At 62.9% G+C, this 16,843-nt stretch carries 14 protein-coding genes and 1 riboswitch; of the genes, 6 read left to right on the forward strand and 8 right to left on the reverse strand.

Going from position 1 to position 16,843, the window contains the following annotated elements; translation table 11 throughout:
- Window positions 1-15 precede the first annotated feature (15 nt).
- Together G1C98_RS06045 and G1C98_RS06050 are read right to left on the reverse strand one after the other, a co-directional pair.
- Window positions 16-525 carry a GNAT family N-acetyltransferase gene (locus tag G1C98_RS06045; protein WP_169080239.1) on the reverse strand — a complete coding sequence of 170 codons (510 nt, stop codon included), beginning with the start codon at window positions 523-525 and terminating at the stop codon, window positions 16-18.
- A 127-nt stretch (window positions 526-652) separates the two neighbouring features.
- The gene (locus G1C98_RS06050) at window positions 653-3,895 is read right to left on the reverse strand and encodes a UPF0182 family membrane protein (RefSeq protein WP_169080241.1); all 3,243 of its coding nucleotides are present in this window, start codon (window positions 3,893-3,895) and stop codon (window positions 653-655) included.
- Between the two features lie 144 nt (window positions 3,896-4,039).
- Between G1C98_RS06050 and G1C98_RS06055 the strand changes: the two genes are divergently transcribed.
- Window positions 4,040-5,299, forward strand: coding sequence for a glycoside hydrolase family 3 N-terminal domain-containing protein (locus G1C98_RS06055; RefSeq protein ID WP_240944935.1), 1,260 nt, complete (start codon window positions 4,040-4,042; stop codon window positions 5,297-5,299).
- 86 nt (window positions 5,300-5,385) lie between these two features.
- Here G1C98_RS06055 and nadD read toward each other — a convergent pair whose 3' ends face one another.
- The 3 genes from nadD to G1C98_RS06070 all read right to left on the reverse strand — a co-directional run bounded on the left by nadD (window position 5,386) and on the right by G1C98_RS06070 (window position 7,996).
- A complete protein-coding gene (nadD, locus tag G1C98_RS06060) occupies window positions 5,386-6,096 on the reverse strand; it encodes a nicotinate-nucleotide adenylyltransferase (RefSeq protein WP_169080243.1) in 711 nt (236 codons plus the stop codon).
- On the reverse strand, window positions 6,093-6,638 hold the full coding sequence (locus tag G1C98_RS06065; protein WP_169080492.1) for a phosphoribosylglycinamide synthetase: 546 nt from the start codon (window positions 6,636-6,638) through the stop codon (window positions 6,093-6,095). The genes nadD and G1C98_RS06065 overlap by 4 nt, the downstream gene beginning before the upstream one ends.
- Window positions 6,639-6,706: 68 nt before the next feature.
- A complete protein-coding gene (locus G1C98_RS06070; protein WP_169080245.1) occupies window positions 6,707-7,996 on the reverse strand; it encodes a glutamate-5-semialdehyde dehydrogenase in 1,290 nt (429 codons plus the stop codon).
- Window positions 7,997-8,199: 203 nt separating this feature from the next.
- On the opposite strand from G1C98_RS06070, the gene thrC reads away from it, so the two are divergent.
- From thrC to G1C98_RS06095, 5 genes are all read left to right on the forward strand, one after another.
- The gene (thrC, locus tag G1C98_RS06075) at window positions 8,200-9,690 is read left to right on the forward strand and encodes a threonine synthase (protein ID WP_335341296.1); all 1,491 of its coding nucleotides are present in this window, start codon (window positions 8,200-8,202) and stop codon (window positions 9,688-9,690) included.
- Window positions 9,691-9,825: 135 nt separating this feature from the next.
- Entirely contained in the window at window positions 9,826-11,157 is a 1,332-nt protein-coding gene (locus G1C98_RS06080; protein ID WP_169080249.1) for an MFS transporter, read from the forward strand.
- A 112-nt stretch (window positions 11,158-11,269) separates the two neighbouring features.
- Window positions 11,270-11,434, forward strand: coding sequence for a hypothetical protein (locus tag G1C98_RS06085; RefSeq protein ID WP_169080202.1), 165 nt, complete (start codon window positions 11,270-11,272; stop codon window positions 11,432-11,434).
- Between the two features lie 135 nt (window positions 11,435-11,569).
- Complete coding sequence (locus G1C98_RS06090) at window positions 11,570-12,136, forward strand: GNAT family N-acetyltransferase (protein ID WP_169080251.1); 567 nt, start codon at window positions 11,570-11,572, stop codon at window positions 12,134-12,136.
- A 477-nt stretch (window positions 12,137-12,613) separates the two neighbouring features.
- On the forward strand, window positions 12,614-13,873 hold the full coding sequence (locus G1C98_RS06095) for a CTP synthase (RefSeq protein WP_169080253.1): 1,260 nt from the start codon (window positions 12,614-12,616) through the stop codon (window positions 13,871-13,873).
- Between the two features lie 614 nt (window positions 13,874-14,487).
- On the opposite strand, the gene G1C98_RS06100 is transcribed toward G1C98_RS06095, so the two are convergent.
- From G1C98_RS06100 to G1C98_RS06110, 3 genes are all read right to left on the reverse strand, one after another.
- Window positions 14,488-15,069, reverse strand: coding sequence for a pyridoxamine 5'-phosphate oxidase family protein (locus G1C98_RS06100; protein ID WP_169080255.1), 582 nt, complete (start codon window positions 15,067-15,069; stop codon window positions 14,488-14,490).
- 105 nt (window positions 15,070-15,174) lie between these two features.
- Window positions 15,175-15,957, reverse strand: coding sequence for a thiaminase II (gene tenA / locus G1C98_RS06105; protein WP_169080257.1), 783 nt, complete (start codon window positions 15,955-15,957; stop codon window positions 15,175-15,177).
- Window positions 15,949-16,062, reverse strand: a riboswitch (TPP riboswitch). (Overlaps the previous gene by 9 nt.)
- Window positions 16,063-16,163: 101 nt before the next feature.
- Window positions 16,164-16,829: an HAD family hydrolase gene (locus G1C98_RS06110; protein WP_169080493.1), complete on the reverse strand. Its 666-nt coding sequence runs from the start codon at window positions 16,827-16,829 to the stop codon at window positions 16,164-16,166.
- Window positions 16,830-16,843 lie beyond the last annotated feature (14 nt).

Genomic DNA, 16,843 nt, shown 5'->3' on the forward strand with positions numbered 1-16,843 from the left:
GTTGTACGGCATGCCTTACAGGTCGAGGTACCAGTAGCTCATGTCGCGCATGGTCCCGGTGGAATCGGTGGCGGCGGCCGGCATGAGACCGAATTGGGTGAATCCGAAGCGATGCATGAGCGCTATCGACCCGGCGTTGTCCGCGAAGATGATGCCGCACGCCTTGCGCATGCCGCGTTTGCGCGCCTCATCGAGCAACGAGCGCAGGGTGAACGTGCCCACTCCCCTGCCCTGCCAGTCGGGTGCGATGTAGTAGGCCAGGTCGGTGACGCCGTCGTAGCCGGCGCGGTCGTAGAACACGGAAAGCGCGCTGAAGCCGACGATCGTGCGCCCGCCGTCGCCATCGACGGCCTCAGTGACGAACACCGCGTAGGGGCTGCGGTGGGATTCGAGCCAGTCGCGCCGCTGTTCGACGGTGCGCGGGGTGGTGTCGGCGGACGATCCGCCCTTGATGACGGCGGCGTTGTAGATGTCGGTCAACGCCTGCACGTCCGCTTCCGTGGCCTGCCTGTATGCGTATTCCATGGGGTTTCTCTTTCCTTATCGGCCGTATCGGCTTCATAGTAACGAAATGGTGGTCCATTCGGACGAAATCGGGGCGGATTTCGTCCGAATGGACCACCATTGTGGTGCCGATGCGGCTGTCGACCGGCTACTTGCTCAGTTCGACGGCCTTGTTCAGCGCATCCTGCAGCTTCTTCTGGGCTTCGCCGTAGGCGGACCAGTCGCCGTTCTTCATGGCGGACTGGCCGTCCTGCATGGCCTTGGACGCGTCATCCAGGGCCTGCTGGAGCTCGGGGCTGCGCTGCGCGCCGGAAACGGCCGAATCCTTGGAATCCGACTTGCCCGACGTGCCGGACTGCGACTTGTTGCCGGACGTGTCCGCAGACGAGTCGTCGGACGAATCATCCTTGGCCTGCGTATTGCCCGAAGCATGGTCGGCGTCGCCGGCGTTCGCACCGGAATCGCCGCCGAACACCTGATCCAGCGCCTCGTCCAGCGTGTCGGCGAACCCGACCTGATCGCCGAAGGCGACCAGCACCTTCTTGAGCAGCGGGAACGACGTGGCGCCGGAGGACTTCACATACACCGGCTGCACGTACACCAGGCCGCCGCCCAGCGGCAGGGTCAGCAGGTTGCCTCGGACCACGTTGGTGGAGCCGGATTGCAGCAGGTTGAGCTCCTTGGACACGTCGGCGTCGGCATTGAAGTTGTTCTGCGCCTGTCCGGGGCCGGGGACGTTCGAATCCTTCGGCAGCTCCTGCAATCGTATCGTGCCGTAGTTCGGGCCTATCTTGCCCGCCGTGGACCCGGCGTCGGAGTCGACCGACAGGAAGCCGGTAAGGATCTCACGCGTGGAGGTGCCGGCGGGGATGTACGAGGATGTCAGCGAGAACACCGGCTCCTTGGTGCCGCCCGTCTGCAAGGTCAGGTAGTAGGGCGGCTGGAGGATGTCTTCGGACTGCGCCTGCTTCGACTCGGTCGGATCGACCGGCGTCTGCCAGAAGTCCTCGCCCGAATAGTACTGGCTGGCCGAGGTCACATGGTACTTGGCGAGCAGCTCGCGCTGCACCTTGAACAGGCTCTCCGGGTAGCGCATGTGGCTCATCAGATCGCCGGAGATCTCGGAAAGCTGGTGGTACTGGCCTGGGAAGATCTTCTCCCATGCCTTGATCACCGGGTCGCTCTCGTCCCACACGTACAGGTCCACGGAACCGTCGTACGCGTCGACGGTCGCCTTGACGGAGTTGCGGATGTAGTTCGCCTTCTGCGTGCCCAGGCCCTTGACCGTGCTGGAGCTGACGGTGGTGGAATCCTGGGTGGCCGAGCCGAGCTCGGTCATCTGCGAGTACGGGTAGGCGTCGGAGGTGGTGTAGCCGTCCACGATCCACTTGACGCGACCGTCGACCACGGCCGGGTACACGCGGCCGTCGAGCGTCAGATACGGCGCGACCTTGGCGACGCGCTCACGCGGGGAACGGTCGTAGAGGATCTGGGATTCGGATGTCACACGGTCGGAGAACAGGATCTGATCGGAACCGAAGCGGATCGCGTACAGCAGCCTGGAGAACAGGTTGCCCACCGAGGGGCCGCCGCTGCCCTTGAAGGTGTTGGTCGCGCCCTGGGAACCGGTCGGATAGTCGAACTCCCACGACGTGGTGCCCTTCGGCGCGCCGACGATGGAGTATTCGCTCATATTCGGGGAGAAGTAGATGCGCGGCTCGTAGTGCTCGGATTCCGTGAGCTTGCCCTGGGTGGGGATGCCGGATTCGAAGAAGCGCGGCTGGCCGTCGGAGGTCACCTGGCTGCCGTAGGCCGCCACGACGCCGTAGCCGTGCGTGTACACGGTGTGATCGTTCACCCAGTTGCGGTTGTCGTTGCCGTCGAGGTTGAGCTCGCGTGCGGCGATCACCGTGTCCTGGCTGGTGCCGTCGATGTTGTACTTGTCGACGGTCAGCGAATCGGCGAACGTGTAGTACTGCTTGGACTGCTGCAACTGCTTGAAGGTCGGGGACACGACCTGCGGGTCGAGCAGTCGGATCTGCGCGGTGCTTTCGCTTTCTGAACGCAGCGCGCCCTGCTTGCCCGTGGTGGTGGCCTGGTACTGCTCGGTCTTGAGCTTGCCCAGGCCGTAGGCGGCGCGGGTGGCGTCGATGTTGCGCTGGATGTAGGTGGATTCCATCTCCTGCGCGTTCGGGTTCACGCGGAAACGCTGCAGCAGCGCCGGCCAGACGATGGTCAGCACCATGGAGACGACGACCGTGATGGCAATGGCGATAACCGGGGTGCGCCATGCCTTCAATGCGGCGGAGGCGCGCACGCCGATCGGGGCGTTGCCCTCCAGCGCGTGCGAGCGCATCAGCCACACGCCGAGCACCACGCCCAGCACGGCGACGAGCACGGCCATGATGAACGTGACGGGGATGGTGGCGTTGACGGCGGTGTACGTGGCGCCGGTGATGCGCGTGCCCTCGGCGGTGAGGCTGGAGAACACGCCGAGCGCGATCTGCGCGGCCCAGCCGAACATGTTGAGCATCAGCCAGATGGCAATCTGGCGGCGGGCGCGCTTGGTGATGAAGAACAGGCCTCGGCCGTTGTCCGGCATGGTGATGCGGATGGCACCCATCATCAGATGGGTCACGACGGAGAAGACCAAGCCGACCAGCAGCAGCGTGGACAGCGCGGACACCATGAGTTTCAGGCCGGGAAGGATGAAGACGTAGAAGCCGTTGTCGATGCCGAACTGGGGATCCTTGGTGCCGAAGGACTGGGCGTTGAACATGAGCAGCACCTGGGTCCAGTCGATGTTGAACCGTGCGCCGAAGACCACGCCCACCACGGCGGAGACCACCACGGCCACGCGGCGCGCATGCTTCGAGCTGAAGGATTGCGTGATCTCGACCACGTTGTTGTTCACGCGTACGCCGGAGCCGTCGGCCGCTGCGGGGCGGGCGCGGATGGCGAGCCATGCCGCGAGGAAGCCGACGATGGCGGTCACCAGCGCGTAGGCGGCCCACAGGCCGACCTTCACGCCCACCTGCGTCCAGACCACGGACTGGAAGCCGAGCTGGCCGTACCACATGAGGTCGGTGATGAATTTCGACAGGCCGAAGAACAGGCCCACGATGATGGCGAGCGCGAGCACCACGCCGATGAGGATCTTCGAGCCGCGGCCGGAGGATTGCGCCGGCTTGCGCGTGATGCGCGGCATATTGGGCATCTGCGGACGGCCCTGCCTGCCCGCGGCACCGGTGCCGGCATCGTCGCCGTCGGTCTCGATGTCGACGACGATCGGGTCGTCGTCGGGGTTGGTATTGGGATTCTTGCGGTTGCGTTTCGGATTGCGCGGATCGTAATCCGGATCGAACATACCGAACATATCAAAGAAGGACATGTCTCCAAGAGTACAGATAGGTGCAGAGTGCGACCGGTGTTCGCTGGGGACTGAATCGCGCCGCAGGCCAGGCCGGTGCCGGGCCGGTGCCGGGCGTGGGGTATCGAGTATTCTCGGAGAAGAGATTACCGAGGAAGGGCTGCCATGACCGTCGTCTCCACCGCACATGATCGCCGCGTAACGCGCGCGCTGCGCATTGTCGCCGCGCTTGCCGTGATAGCGATGATCGCCACGCTTGCCGGCCTGGGTCTGCTGTGGATACGCGTTCATACTGCCTCGCAGGCGGCGCATCATGCGCAGGCGAGTGCGGGAGCGACCGGCATCGGCGAACTGGGCAGGTCGGCCGCGCCGAAGCCGGATGCATCGCCGGCTGCCAAGGCGAAAAGCGCGGTCGCCGCCATGAGTATGGAACAGCGCGTGGGGCAATTGGTCATGGCGCCGTTGAGCGCGGGAACCGATCCTTCAAGCTTGGAGGGCACGATCCGCGACAGGCATGTGGGTTCGGTGCTGATAATCGGCAATTGGAACGATGGCGTGGCAAGCGTCCGGCAGGCCACCGATGCGCTGCAATCCTATGCGCCGGCGAACAACAGACTGCTCATGACCACCGATCAGGAGGGCGGCCAGGTGCAGCATCTGCAGGGCAATGGGTTCTCCGCCATGCCCAGCGCGGTCGAACAGGGGCGCATGGGCACCGACCAGCTGCGGCAATCCGCCGCCGTATGGGGAAGCCAGTTGGCGCAGGCCGGCATCAACGTCGATCTGGCACCGGTGGTCGGCACGGTGACCGTGGCACGCGCCTCGAATGCGCCAATCGGCGCGCTGGACCGCGATTTCGGTCTGGATGCGGCGGGCAACGCCGCCCATGCCAGCGCGTTTGTGCTCGGCATGCGGGACGCCGGTGTGGCGACCTCGATCAAGCATTATCCCAGCCTCGGTTCGGTAACCGGCAACACCGACTTCACCTCCGACGGCATTCTCGACACCACCACCGTGCTCGACGGCGATGTGGTCAACGCGTTCGGCACGGTCATCGCACAGACCCAGCCGGCCATGGTGATGATGTCGCTCGCCACCTATCAGGCCATCGACCCGAGTTCCCCGGCCGCGTTCTCCTCCACGATCATCGACGGATATCTGCGTGCCAGGCAGGGCTATCAGGGCGTGGTGACCTCCGATTCGCTGTCCGCCGCGGCGCTGGGTGGCATTCCCGTCGACCAGTTGGGCGTGCGTCTGATCGAGGCCGGAGGCGACCTCGCGTGCATAGGCGCACCGGACTACGTCACGCCGATCCTCGACGGGCTGAATGCGAAGGCTTCCTCCGATGCGGCGTTCGCCGCCAAGGTGACGCGCAGCGCCGAACGCGTGATGACGCTCAAATACCAGATGGGATTGGCACAGTAGCCGAAATTGGCACAGTAGCCGAAGTCGCGGCGGGCGTCTGGGGCACCCGCCGCATGCCGCGGATGCTGCCGTAATGCCGCCGCCTGCTACTCGCGGTACAGACCGTGCTTGCCGATGTACTGCACGACGCCGTCCGGCACCAGATACCAGACCGGTTCGCTATGACTGGCGCGCCTGCGCACGTCGGTCGAACTGATCGCCAATGCGGGGATCTCCAACGTATCGACCTTGCCTTCCGGCAGCTTGACGCCTTCGGGCGAGGAATACCCCGGACGCGTGACCGCGACGAAGTGCGCGAGATCCCACATGAGATCGGCATCCTTCCACTGCATGATCTCCGCCACCGCGTCCGCGCCTGTGATGAAGAACAGCTCCGCATCCGGGTGCTGTGCACGCAGATCGCGCAACGTGTCGATGGTGTAGGTGATGCCGGGGCGGTCGATGTCCACGCGGGACACGGTGAACTTCGGATTGGACGCCGTGGCGATCACCGTCATCAGATACCGGTCCTCGGCGTTGGTGACGTTCTTGTCGAGCTTGAAGACCGGGCGTCCCGTCGGCACGAAGATCACCTCGTCCAGATCGTAGACCCAGGCCACTTCGGAGGCGGCCACCAAGTGCCCGTTGTGGATCGGATCGAACGTGCCGCCCATGATGCCGATGCGCGGCCGGACATGCCAGTTGCCACGGGCGGAGCGACGGGCATTGCCCGACGTGACCACGGCCGTGGAGGAACCGACCTCGATCGCCTCCTCCGACAGGTCGGACATACGGCGCTCATCAGACGTCGGCGTCATGCACGCTCCCCCTGCTGCTCCTCGCGGTCCTGGTCGTCGCGTTCGCGCTCGATCTGCTCGGCGGTCGGGCTGTCGCCCTTCGGATCGATCTTGCCCATGTCCTCATCCCACTCGTCCTGCACCACTCGGCGGATCTCCGCGAACGTGGGCAGCGGGAAATCGGGCTGGAACATGCGGCGCACCTCGGCCACACGCTCGGTGATGCGGATAAGCGTATCGGTCATGCTGTCCACGTCGCCATCGCGCTCGAACGCGGTGAACTTGCCGATATACTCCTCCATGAGCGCCATATGCTTGCGCACCGTGTCGAACTGCTCGTCATCCAGATCGACGATGCCCTGGGCGTCCTCCTCGGGCCATCCGATCAGCACCGCATCCGCGTATTCGAGTGACGCGCGCTGCTCAGCCGTGGCGATGCCATCCTCGATCTGCACCAGGAACACATAGCGCACGATGCTCAGACGCTCCGAGGCGATCCGCATCACGCAGCGCCTGCTGCCAAGATCGATGTCGGGCCTCAGCCATGAGATCGGCTTGCTCATGCAGCCGTTCCCCGTCTTGCCGTTCTGCTCATCCTGACCGTTCCGCACGGTCGGCTCGTTCGTCTCGCTCATGCGCGCACCTGCCCTTGTCCGTATCCGATCCATTTCGTAGTGGTCATTTCCGTAAGTCCCATCGGGCCCCTCGCATGCATCTTCTGCGTGGAGATGCCCAGTTCGGCGCCGAAGCCGAACACGCCACCGTCGGTGAAGCGCGTGGACGCGTTCACCATCACCACCGCGGAATCGATACGGCCGGTGAATTCCTCGATGGCCGCGTAATCCTCGGAGATGATCGACTCGGTGTGCCCGGTGGAATGCCTGTTGATGTGTTCGATCGCCTCGTCGAGCGAATCGACGACCTTGACCCCCATGGTCAGGGCGAGATATTCGGTGTCCCAATCCTCGTCGACGGCATGCACGAGCAGCTTCGGATCATGCTCGGGCAGCGCGTCGATGATCGCGTAGGCGCGCTCATCGGCATGCAGTTCGACGCCGGCGTCCATCAGCGCGGCCGCGGCGAGCGGCAGGAAACGTTCCGCCACATCGCGGTGCACGATGAGCTTTTCGGCGGCATTGCACACACCGACGCGCTGGGTCTTGGCATTGAGAATGATCGGGACGGCCTTGGCCGCGTCACCCGCACGATCCATGTAGATATGCACGTTGCCGGCACCTGTTTCGATGACCGGCACCTTGGAGTTGGCAACGACCGCCTGGATGAGCCCGCGCCCGCCACGCGGCACCAGCACGTCGATATGCCCACGCGCCTGCATCATGGCCGTCGCACCGTCACGCCCGAAATCGTCGACGGACTGCACCAAGGCGTCATCGAACCCCTGCTCGCGCAAGGCCTTGCCGATCACACCGAGCGTGGCCGCGTTGGTACGTTCCGCGGCATGACCGCCGCGCAGGATGGCCGCGTTGCCGGATTTGAGACACAGGCTCGCCACATCCACGGTGACGTTCGGGCGGGCCTCGTAGATCATGCCAATCACACCGAGCGGCACACGGGTCTGCGTCAGGCGCAGGCCGTTGGGCAACGTGTACCCGCGCACGATCTGGCCGACCTGATCGGGCAGGGACGCGACATGACGCACGCCGCCCGCCGCGGCCCTGATGCGATCCTCATCGAATTTCAGACGGTCGAGCTTGCCCTCGTCCATGCCGTTGGCGCGCGATTCGCGCATATCGACGGCATTAGCCTCGGCGATGACGCCGGCGTTGGCGTCAAGCGCATCGGCGATGGCCAGCAGCAGCGCGTTCTTCGCGTCGGTGGTGGCCAGGGCGAGCGCGGACTGCGCAGCGGCGGCGGCATCGGCACGCGCACACACCTGATCGAAAATCTCTTGGAATTCCATGCGTCCCAGACTACCCCATGCCACGCGCAACAGGTACGTAACGGTTCAGCTATGGTCCGACGGAGGTTCGGGCGTCGGCGATCCGGCTCGCGCAGGCGCACGCGGGCGTGCGGAAAATGGACACCGCGCCGCCACTGCCTACGGTTGTCGGTAAACTTACGGCTGTTGAACCTCAACGTCAAAGATTCTTAACCGTAAGGATTATTGTGACCACGTTCCATTCCACGCGAAGCACCACCGATTCACTCACTTCCAAGCAGGCCATCCGCCTCGGACTCGCCGATGATGGCGGTCTGTTCGTCTCCGATCAGCTCGGCGAAACCAAGGTCGCAATCGACGATCTCGCCGGCATGTCCTACCAGGCCATCGCCCAGCGCGTGCTCGGCGCGCTGCTGCCCGACTTCACCGACGAGGAACTCGCCCAGTGCATCGCCGAGGCATACGGCGACCAGTGGTCCGACGAGAGGATCACCCCGGTCAAGCCGCTCGGCGACGACTTCGTGATGGAACTGTTCAACGGCCCGACCTCCGCCTTCAAGGACGTCGCGCTCCAGATCCTCCCCCGCTTCATGGCACGCACCACCCCGGCCGACGGCGACAAGGACGAGAAGATCATGATCGTCACCGCCACCTCCGGCGACACGGGCAAGGCCGCCCTCGCCGGCTTCGCGGACGCCGCCGGCACCGGCATCACCGTCTTCTACCCGGAAGGCAAGGTGAGCCAGGTACAGGAGTTGCAGATGACCACGCAGGCCGGCTCCAACGTGAACGTGTGTGCAGTCAAGGGCAACTTCGACGACGCGCAGTCCGCCGTCAAGCGCATCTTCGGCGACAAGAAGCTCGCCGCACGCCTGGCCAAGGACTCCCATGTGGTGCTCTCGTCCGCGAACTCCATCAACGTGGGCCGCTTGGTGCCGCAGGTCGTGTACTACTTCTCCGCTTACGCGCAGCTGCTCGAACAGCAGGTCATCAACGTCGGCGACGAGGTCGAGTTCGTGGTGCCGACCGGCAACTTCGGCGACATCCTCGCCGGCTACTACGCCAAGCTGCTTGGCCTGCCCGTCAAGCACCTGGTCGTCGCCTCCGACAAGAACAACGTGCTGTTCGACTTCCTGACCACCGGCACCTACAACCGCCAGCGCCCGTTCTTCCAGACCATCAGCCCGTCGATGGACATCCTGGTCTCCTCCAACCTGGAACGCATGCTGTACTACCTGTCCGACAAGGACGCGCGACTCATCTCCATGCTGATGAACGACCTCAAGCAGTGGGGCGCATACGAGATCCCGAGCACCATGCTCGCCAAGATCCGCCAGATCTTCGGCACCGGCTGGGCCGACGAGAACCAGGTGCGCGACATGATCGCCGATTGCTGGAACAAGAACCATTACGTGATCGACCCGCACACCGCGTGCGGCTACTTCGTCATACAGCAGATGCCGCGCGATCCGCTGACCCCGCGCGTGCTGCTCGCCACCGCAAGCCCGTACAAGTTCCCGCGCGTGGTGAACGAGTCCCTGGGCCTTGACGCCACCGGCACCGACTTCGAGTGCATGGACGTGCTCGCCGAAGCCACCGGCACCACCGCGCCCGCCGCACTGCGCAACCTGGAGAACGCCGACGTGCGCTTCAGCAACGTGGTGGAGGTCGACGGCATGGAGGACTTCGTGGAGCACGCCGCCAAGGCGCTGTGAGACTTCCTCCTCATCCAATCTTCCAAGCCGCATCGGCATAACGTTCAATCGGCTGTCCGCGATAAACGGGCAGCCGATTCTTGTTGTTCCCCATCAAGTGCCTACAGTACGTGTTCGGAGGCGATCGACATCATCATGGCACAGCCAGCACATTCCCATTCCCCTAATCCGACTGAAAAGACGGAAAGCACTGCCCCGGCCCCACACAAGGCACCGAAGGACCGGCTCATCACCCGCGATGTGGCGCTGGTCATGCTGGCGACGTTCTTCTTCATGGCGAGCAACATGACCATCACGCCGATCGTCGCGGGCTATGGCGAGACGTTGGGCGCGACCGGTGCGATGATGGGCGTCATCGCCGGCGTGATGAGCTTCGTATCGCTGTTCTGCAGGCCGATTGCGGGCAACCTGTCCGATCTGGTGAGCAAGCGGCTGCTCGTGGCGACCGGCACCACGCTGTATATCGTGGCGGGAGCGCTGTATTGCACGGCGAACTCCACCGGCATGCTCATCGCGGCACGCGTGGTCAACGGCCTCGGCTTCGCCTGCGGATCGGTGTGCCTGGCCACATGGGTGTCGCTGCTGCTGCCGATCCGGCATATGGGCGCGGGCATGGGACTGTACGGCATCGTGAACGCGCTGGCCATTGCGGTGGGCCCGGCGCTGGGCATCCGCCTGCACCAGCTGGTCGGCTACCATCTGACATTCATCGCGTCGCTGGTGATGAACGTGTTCACCCTGATCGTGGTGATGCTGGTCAGGAACGGCGGCAATCCGGCACGAAGGAAAGCCGGGGCGCGAGCCGGACAGACCGGTCAGGCCGGCACGGCGGGCATGGCAACGGTCAGCCAGGCACCGCATCAATCGCATCGACTGCACCGGCTGCATCTGAGCAACCTGGTCGAGCCGCGCGCAATCCCCCTGGTCGTGGTGTTCATGATGTTCGCCATCCCCTATTTCGCGAACCAGTCGTTCCTCGTCGACTACATCGCCGCGCGGCATCTTGCGGCATCCTCCGACCTGTTCTTCGTCTGCTACGCCGTCGCCCTGCTGCTCATGCGCCTGACCATGAAGGACCTGTTCGACAGCAAGGGCTTCCGCTTCTGGCTCGTCGCCTGCTCGATCATGATGCTGGGCGCGCTGGCATTCCTTTCCGGCATGACGAACGACTGGTATCTGCTGGGTGCCGGCATCGGCATGGCCGGCGGCTACGGGCTGATGAGTTCGGTGACGCAGGCGCAGGCCGTGGTGATCGCCGGGCGCGAGCGCAGCGGCATGGCGAACGGCACGTATTACATGGGCATCGATCTGGGTATGGCCTTGGGGCCGATTCTGGCCGGCGTGTTCTATGAGCATCTGCCGATCGCATGGTTCTACCCCGTGTTCATGGTGACGATTCCGCTGGCTTGGGCGGTGTATGCGGGGTTTGCGCGCATGATCCACGGGAGGCATGGCGGGCGCGGGTAACCGGCCATAGTGCCGGTGCCGGTGTTACGTGTGTTGGGCAAAGACAGTGCTGGACGGTTCAACGCTGGACGGTTCAACGCGAGAGGCCGATGCGCGGACTAGCATCGGACGTATGACGAAGAAGAACCGGACGGACCTTGCGGCATTGAAGTTTTCCCAGCACGGCAACGGCTTTGGCAAAGGGCCTGCGGCCGGGCTGCGCGGGCGTACGGCGATGCCGTTCAAGGCGACCGGGCATAAGGGTGGCATCAGCCGGCAGGGTTCCAAGCGCGGCTGACGGGTCACGCAGATCGCCTCGCGCACCCCTTTCGCTTCCCTTCCACACATCTATCCCGTACAACTACTCTTACTCCGCACACGAACGCAACCGTTCGGATATTCGGATATTCAGATATTCAGATAAGGACCGCATATGCTGATTCGACACGCCACCATGGATGACCTGCCGGCGATTTCGGCAGTGGAGGCAGCCTGCTTCCCCGCCGCCGAGGCCGCGAGCGCCGACGCGTTGCGGAATCGTCTCGCCGTGTACCCGGAATGCTTCTGGCTGATGATCGATGACGGGAACGACGGAACCGCCGTATCCGTATCCGATGATGCCGGCACGACTGACGCGGCAGATGATGCATCGCCCGCTACTGCCGACGGACGGCTGGCGGCGTTCATCAACGGATTCGTCACCGACTCCCCCGATCTGACCGATGACATGTACGACGATGCCAGTCTGCATGACCCGCAGGGTGCCTGGCAGATGGTCTTCGGCGTGGACACCGCGCCCGAATACCGGCATCACGGCTACGCCAGTGCGCTGATGCGACGGGTGATCGCGGACGCGCGCCAGGCCGGGCGCGCCGGACTCGTGCTGACCTGCAAGGACAGGCTGATCGGCTTCTATGAGCGTTTCGGCTATGTGGATGAGGGCATGTCCTCGTCCACGCACGGCAACGTCGCATGGCACCAGATGCGCCTGCGGTTCTGACTTGTCAGGGCATCGTCTCGATCCCACCGGCGAGATCGGCTCGAACAACGCTGCGATTCGGCCTCATCGGCCTGCCGCGTTGAATCTACTATCGCCCCGACACTGCGTCCCTGCCCCGTCGCGAAACGGCATGAAATCCAGCTGATGCGGGAAAGACGCGACATTGCGCAGACAACTTGCGACAGTAACCGCCCCGTTTTGTCGTAAAACAGCATGAAATCCATCATGTGCGGACAACTTGCGACGGGAATGAACTGGAGCAGTCGCGAAACGGCATGAATCACTATCCCTGCGGGCATTTTGCGACAGTCACTGCCACCATTTGTCGCAAAACGGCATGAAACCCATTATCTGCCTACATATCACGACAACAATCGCCCCATCATGTCGCAATATGGCATGAATCCCGGCTGGCGCTGACGAAATGCGACAGCAGCGAGCCTATTCTGTCGTAAAACAGCATGAGCCGCTGCATGTATGGGGAAAACACGACGACAGCGGACGGTTTTTGTCGCGGAACAGCATGAATTGCGATGCAGGCTCACAATTCGCGACGGCAAACGCAATTCATGTCGGATCACCCACGACACGCCCGAGACAAGGGGCTCAGTGCACATCCTCCCGTTCGACTTTCGCCAAGCACCGTTTCCACTTTATGTTCGGCACATGAGCACAAAACATGAGATATCGATCATCGCCTCGCACGCGCAACAACGCGGCTGCTATATTTTCGGAACGACTCCGACGTTGCAACGCGCTTTGCAACGGCAAGTCCATGCAGGCCGGCTGCTCCGTATAACGCGTAATGTCTATGTGCAGCAAAGCCATTGGCGGAGTCTGACTCCCCCGCAACGTCTCCATCATCTCACGCTCACCACGGCCGTGCGGCATCCTTCCTGGACATTTGCGGGACTGAGCGCCGCCGTCGCGTACCAGCTCGAGGTGCCATGGAATCTTATTCAATCCCCGCAGATCCACATAGCCTGCACGGATCACGGGTTCCAACGCGGGATTCTGACCGGCTTCTATATGAAGGAGATTCCGCAATGCCGTATCGCCAGCGGATTAGGGCCGATGGATCCGAACAGTCATACGCAATGCGCCCAATATCCTGCTGTCGGAATCTTCTGCGACGAGACAATGTCCTGTACGACGTTCCAAATCACCTCGCCAGCGCGCACGATAGTCGATTGTGGACTGCGGTACGAGTTTCGCTATGTTCTGCCGATCATCGATTCCGCGCTGCGCAGGAACCTGACCACCATCGCCGAGATCATCGCCGTGTGCGACGCGATGCAGGTCGATTGCGGGCCAGTCATGCGACTGGCACATTATGCGAATCCGCTCAGCGAGAACGGCGGCGAATCGCTATGCCGTGCGATATTCATCGAGTACGGTCTGGAAACGCCCGTGTTGCAGCATGAGTTCGTCGACCCATCAGATCCGGCGAAAGCGGCACGAGCGGACTTCATGTGGAGGACCGCCGATGGACGAATCATCGTGCTGGAATACGACGGCATGCGCAAGTACGTGGATCCGGACATGACGAACCGACGCGATATCGCCACGGTGGTATCGGCGCAAATCGAGCGTGACGGACTGTTGAAGCGTGCAGGTGTCGACACCGTGATGCACGTGACCTATGACGATGTGGTGCAGCCCGATTCCATGATCATGCGTCTACGCAGACTCGGCGTTCCTCTGGCTCGCACAGCTCTGTTCGACGCGGTGCGGTGATATCCGCTCCGGTAAGAGCGGGAAAACGCGACAAATTCCGATGAAAAGCGACAGAAAAGGGCCGTCTCCATGTAGGGAAACAGCATGAATCGTCGTGTCTTGATCGAATTTCGCGATAATAATCCTCCCATTGGAGGTAAGAACAAAAGTTGAATCGCGGAAGGTCCGGATTGGAGTTCGCATCCCCGAAATTGTCGCGAAACAGCATGAATCACCATGTGCACAGACGTTTTGCGACAGTTATCGTCCCATTTTGTCGCGAAATTGCATGAAACCTGACACATGCCGCTAAAACACGACAGTAGAAGGGCCGTTCTGTCGCGAAATTGCATGGGATTGGGCGTATACCGGCAACTTGCGACAGAAAAGGACCGGAACTGTCTCGAAACAGCATGAATCGTCGCGTCTGCAGACAGATTACGACGGAAAGCGTCTGATTTTGTCGCAACATGATATGAATCGCGGCTGATGTGGGAAAACACGACAAATACCGGCAGGATGCGACAGAAAAAGGCCGGATCTGTCGCGAAATGACATGGATTGGGACGGGCGGGGGAAGATACGACAAGCTGTATCCACCCAAGCTGAGCGCATGGGACTAAGCGGATGGGTCTCTATGCGGTGGGGCGATGCTTGGGCGCGGGAGCGGCGTGGATCTTGGCGGTAAGGCGTGACGCTTCGATTTTCCAGACGGCGACGCTTTGCACCTGCTGTTCGGTGAACTCGATGCCTGGCATGCCGGCCTGCTGAGCCATCAGCAATTGCAGGCCATGCCGGGCCTCATCCAAGTCGTTCACGATGCTCGCCGTGCCGTTGCCGATCACCGATTTGAATGCTTCGCCCCAATTGCATGGGGTACGTCCCTCGATGGCTTCGCAATCGGTTTCCATCTCGAACGTCACCGCGAGCGCATTGCCCGCAGCGCGGATGGCGTCGATCTTGCGCCCGACCGGCGCGGAATACAGGTAGAGGACGAGCGCACCGTCGTCCGAATACTCGTAGCCGAAGTTCATGGGCACGATTGTCAGCCCCTCGGCGTCGGCATACGCCACACGCACGATGCGGCAGGCCGCGATGATCGCCTCGATCCGGGACCGGTCCAGCACTTCCCTGTCGGCACGGCGCATTCTGCGATGCCGCCCGGCCACGGTGTACTCATGGTTGCGCCTGGTCGGGGTGTCCTTCATCTCGTTCATCGTTCCGCTCCTTGCACCGCATGCCGCGCCGCATGCCCGCGCCCCGGAGATGCCCCGTGGCCCGGGCATGCGACACACTACTATTCAACTGCCCTTCAGCTATATTCAGCGGGCCTTGTCCCACTGGGGCTTCCACGAGTACTGCATGTCGTAGGCGCTCGACCAGAACATGTATTCGTTCTGCACGCCGTTGCAGAAGATCTCCTCAAGCTCCTGCAGGCGCTCCTCCCCCAGTCCCTGGACCATGTGCTCGATGTGTTCGATCAGCCATACGGAGCCCTGCCAGAACTCCTCGGTCTTGTACATGTCGACCCAGGTGCGGAACGGGTTGGTATCCAGCGTGTCGGCGAATTCCTTGGCGAGACGCTGCCCGTAGTCCGCGTACACCCATGCGCACGGCAGCACCGCCACCAGGATGTCCAGCAGGTCGCCGCCGTAGGCGATCGAGAGGATGTCGGAGGTGTAGGCGCGTGCGAACGCGGACTGCCGCACGTTGTTCATCTCGCTTTCGCTCACGCCGAAGCCGGCCATGTACTTGCGGTGCACGGATGATTCCACGCTGAAGATGGAATTCTGCACGTTGACCATGAATTTCATGACCTCGGGGTCGCGGGTCTTGGTCAGTGCCAGCGCATGCACCTTGGCGTAGTCCGCGAGATAGCGGTAGTCCTGCAGCAGGTAGAAGGCGAAGCGTTCCTGCTTGAGCGTGCCGTTGCCGAGTTCGCGCAGGAACGGCTGGTTGTACCCGTCCTCCCAGACCACGTCGGCGGCGGCGCGCAGCCTGCGTGCGAACGGCGGCAGATTGTCGAGCCGGATGCCTTTGGCGGGGTCGAATTCCTCGTCGATTGCGAAATCGTATGTATTGGTGTTGGGTGCCACGGATGCCATGGACTTGCCTCCCTACGCTGGTATTAGCCATCAGGTTCCAAGGGTCAGGCCTTATGCCTTTCTCAACCCGCGCCGCGCGTGCGCAGGGTTCCCCCGCAATTACGGGCTTCATTATGGCAATATGCGCCGACTTGCACAACGGCGCAGCCACGGGCGCGTGCTAGCCAAGAATATACGGCTGGCCGAGGCACGTCACCGTGCGCTTGTCACCGTGACCGCGTCACCGTGGAAAAGCGCGGGGCGTCATGGAAGTCGAACATCACGCCGTCCGCGAGCGCGCAGATCTGTTCCCAGTCCGCGTCGGAGGAGTCGTCGTGCATGGCCCATGCGCGCATGCCGACGGATTTCGCCGAGCGTATGCCGGGCAGGATGTCTTCGAACACCGCGCATTCGTTCGGTTTGGCGCCGAGTCTGGAGGCTGCGAGCAGGTATACGTCGGGACGGTCCTTGCCGATGCCGTGCACGTCGTCCACCGATGTGACGGTGACAAAGAAGTCGAAGATGCCCACGTGCTTCATAGCAGGTTCGCGCAGCGATGGGGTGAGCGATGTCGCCACGCCCAGTTGCACGCCGGCGTCGCGCAGGTAGGTCAGGTAGTCCACGGCGCCCGGTTTGGCTTCGACCATGGTGGCGTATGCCTCGTGCGCCATGTCATCCCATTCGGCCATCACCGCTTCGGGCGTCTCGTCCAGGTGGAACCGGTCGATGGTGTATGCCGCGACCTGTTCGAACGGCATGGCGCTGATGGTGGGCACGTAGTCGTCGGGGACGTCGAAGCCGCGTTTGGCGAGGAAATCCATGTCGATCTGGTCCCATACGCCCATGGAGTCGAGCAGCGTGCCGTCGAGGTCGAAGATCGCGGCTTTCGGCATGGGGCCGCAATCGT

Source organism: Bifidobacterium erythrocebi (genome assembly GCF_012932675.1).
In the GTDB taxonomy this organism is placed as follows: Bacteria; Actinomycetota; Actinomycetes; order Actinomycetales; family Bifidobacteriaceae; genus Bifidobacterium; species Bifidobacterium erythrocebi.

Excerpts from the sequence above, each read along its gene's own strand:
- G1C98_RS06045 (WP_169080239.1), bottom strand. The coding sequence starts at position 525 with ATGGAATACGCATACAGGCAGGCCACGGAAGCGGACGTGCAGGCGTTG.
- G1C98_RS06050 (WP_169080241.1), bottom strand. The coding sequence starts at position 3,895 with ATGTCCTTCTTTGATATGTTCGGTATGTTCGATCCGGATTACGATCCG.
- G1C98_RS06055 (WP_240944935.1), top strand. The coding sequence starts at position 4,040 with ATGACCGTCGTCTCCACCGCACATGATCGCCGCGTAACGCGCGCGCTG.
- nadD (WP_169080243.1), bottom strand. The coding sequence starts at position 6,096 with ATGACGCCGACGTCTGATGAGCGCCGTATGTCCGACCTGTCGGAGGAG.
- G1C98_RS06065 (WP_169080492.1), bottom strand. The coding sequence starts at position 6,638 with ATGAGCAAGCCGATCTCATGGCTGAGGCCCGACATCGATCTTGGCAGC.
- G1C98_RS06070 (WP_169080245.1), bottom strand. The coding sequence starts at position 7,996 with ATGGAATTCCAAGAGATTTTCGATCAGGTGTGTGCGCGTGCCGATGCC.
- G1C98_RS06080 (WP_169080249.1), top strand. The coding sequence starts at position 9,826 with ATGGCACAGCCAGCACATTCCCATTCCCCTAATCCGACTGAAAAGACG.
- G1C98_RS06085 (WP_169080202.1), top strand. The coding sequence starts at position 11,270 with ATGACGAAGAAGAACCGGACGGACCTTGCGGCATTGAAGTTTTCCCAG.
- G1C98_RS06090 (WP_169080251.1), top strand. The coding sequence starts at position 11,570 with ATGCTGATTCGACACGCCACCATGGATGACCTGCCGGCGATTTCGGCA.
- G1C98_RS06095 (WP_169080253.1), top strand. The coding sequence starts at position 12,614 with ATGGGGAAAACACGACGACAGCGGACGGTTTTTGTCGCGGAACAGCAT.
- G1C98_RS06100 (WP_169080255.1), bottom strand. The coding sequence starts at position 15,069 with ATGAACGAGATGAAGGACACCCCGACCAGGCGCAACCATGAGTACACC.
- tenA (WP_169080257.1), bottom strand. The coding sequence starts at position 15,957 with ATGGCATCCGTGGCACCCAACACCAATACATACGATTTCGCAATCGAC.
- G1C98_RS06110 (WP_169080493.1), bottom strand. The coding sequence starts at position 16,829 with ATGCCGAAAGCCGCGATCTTCGACCTCGACGGCACGCTGCTCGACTCC.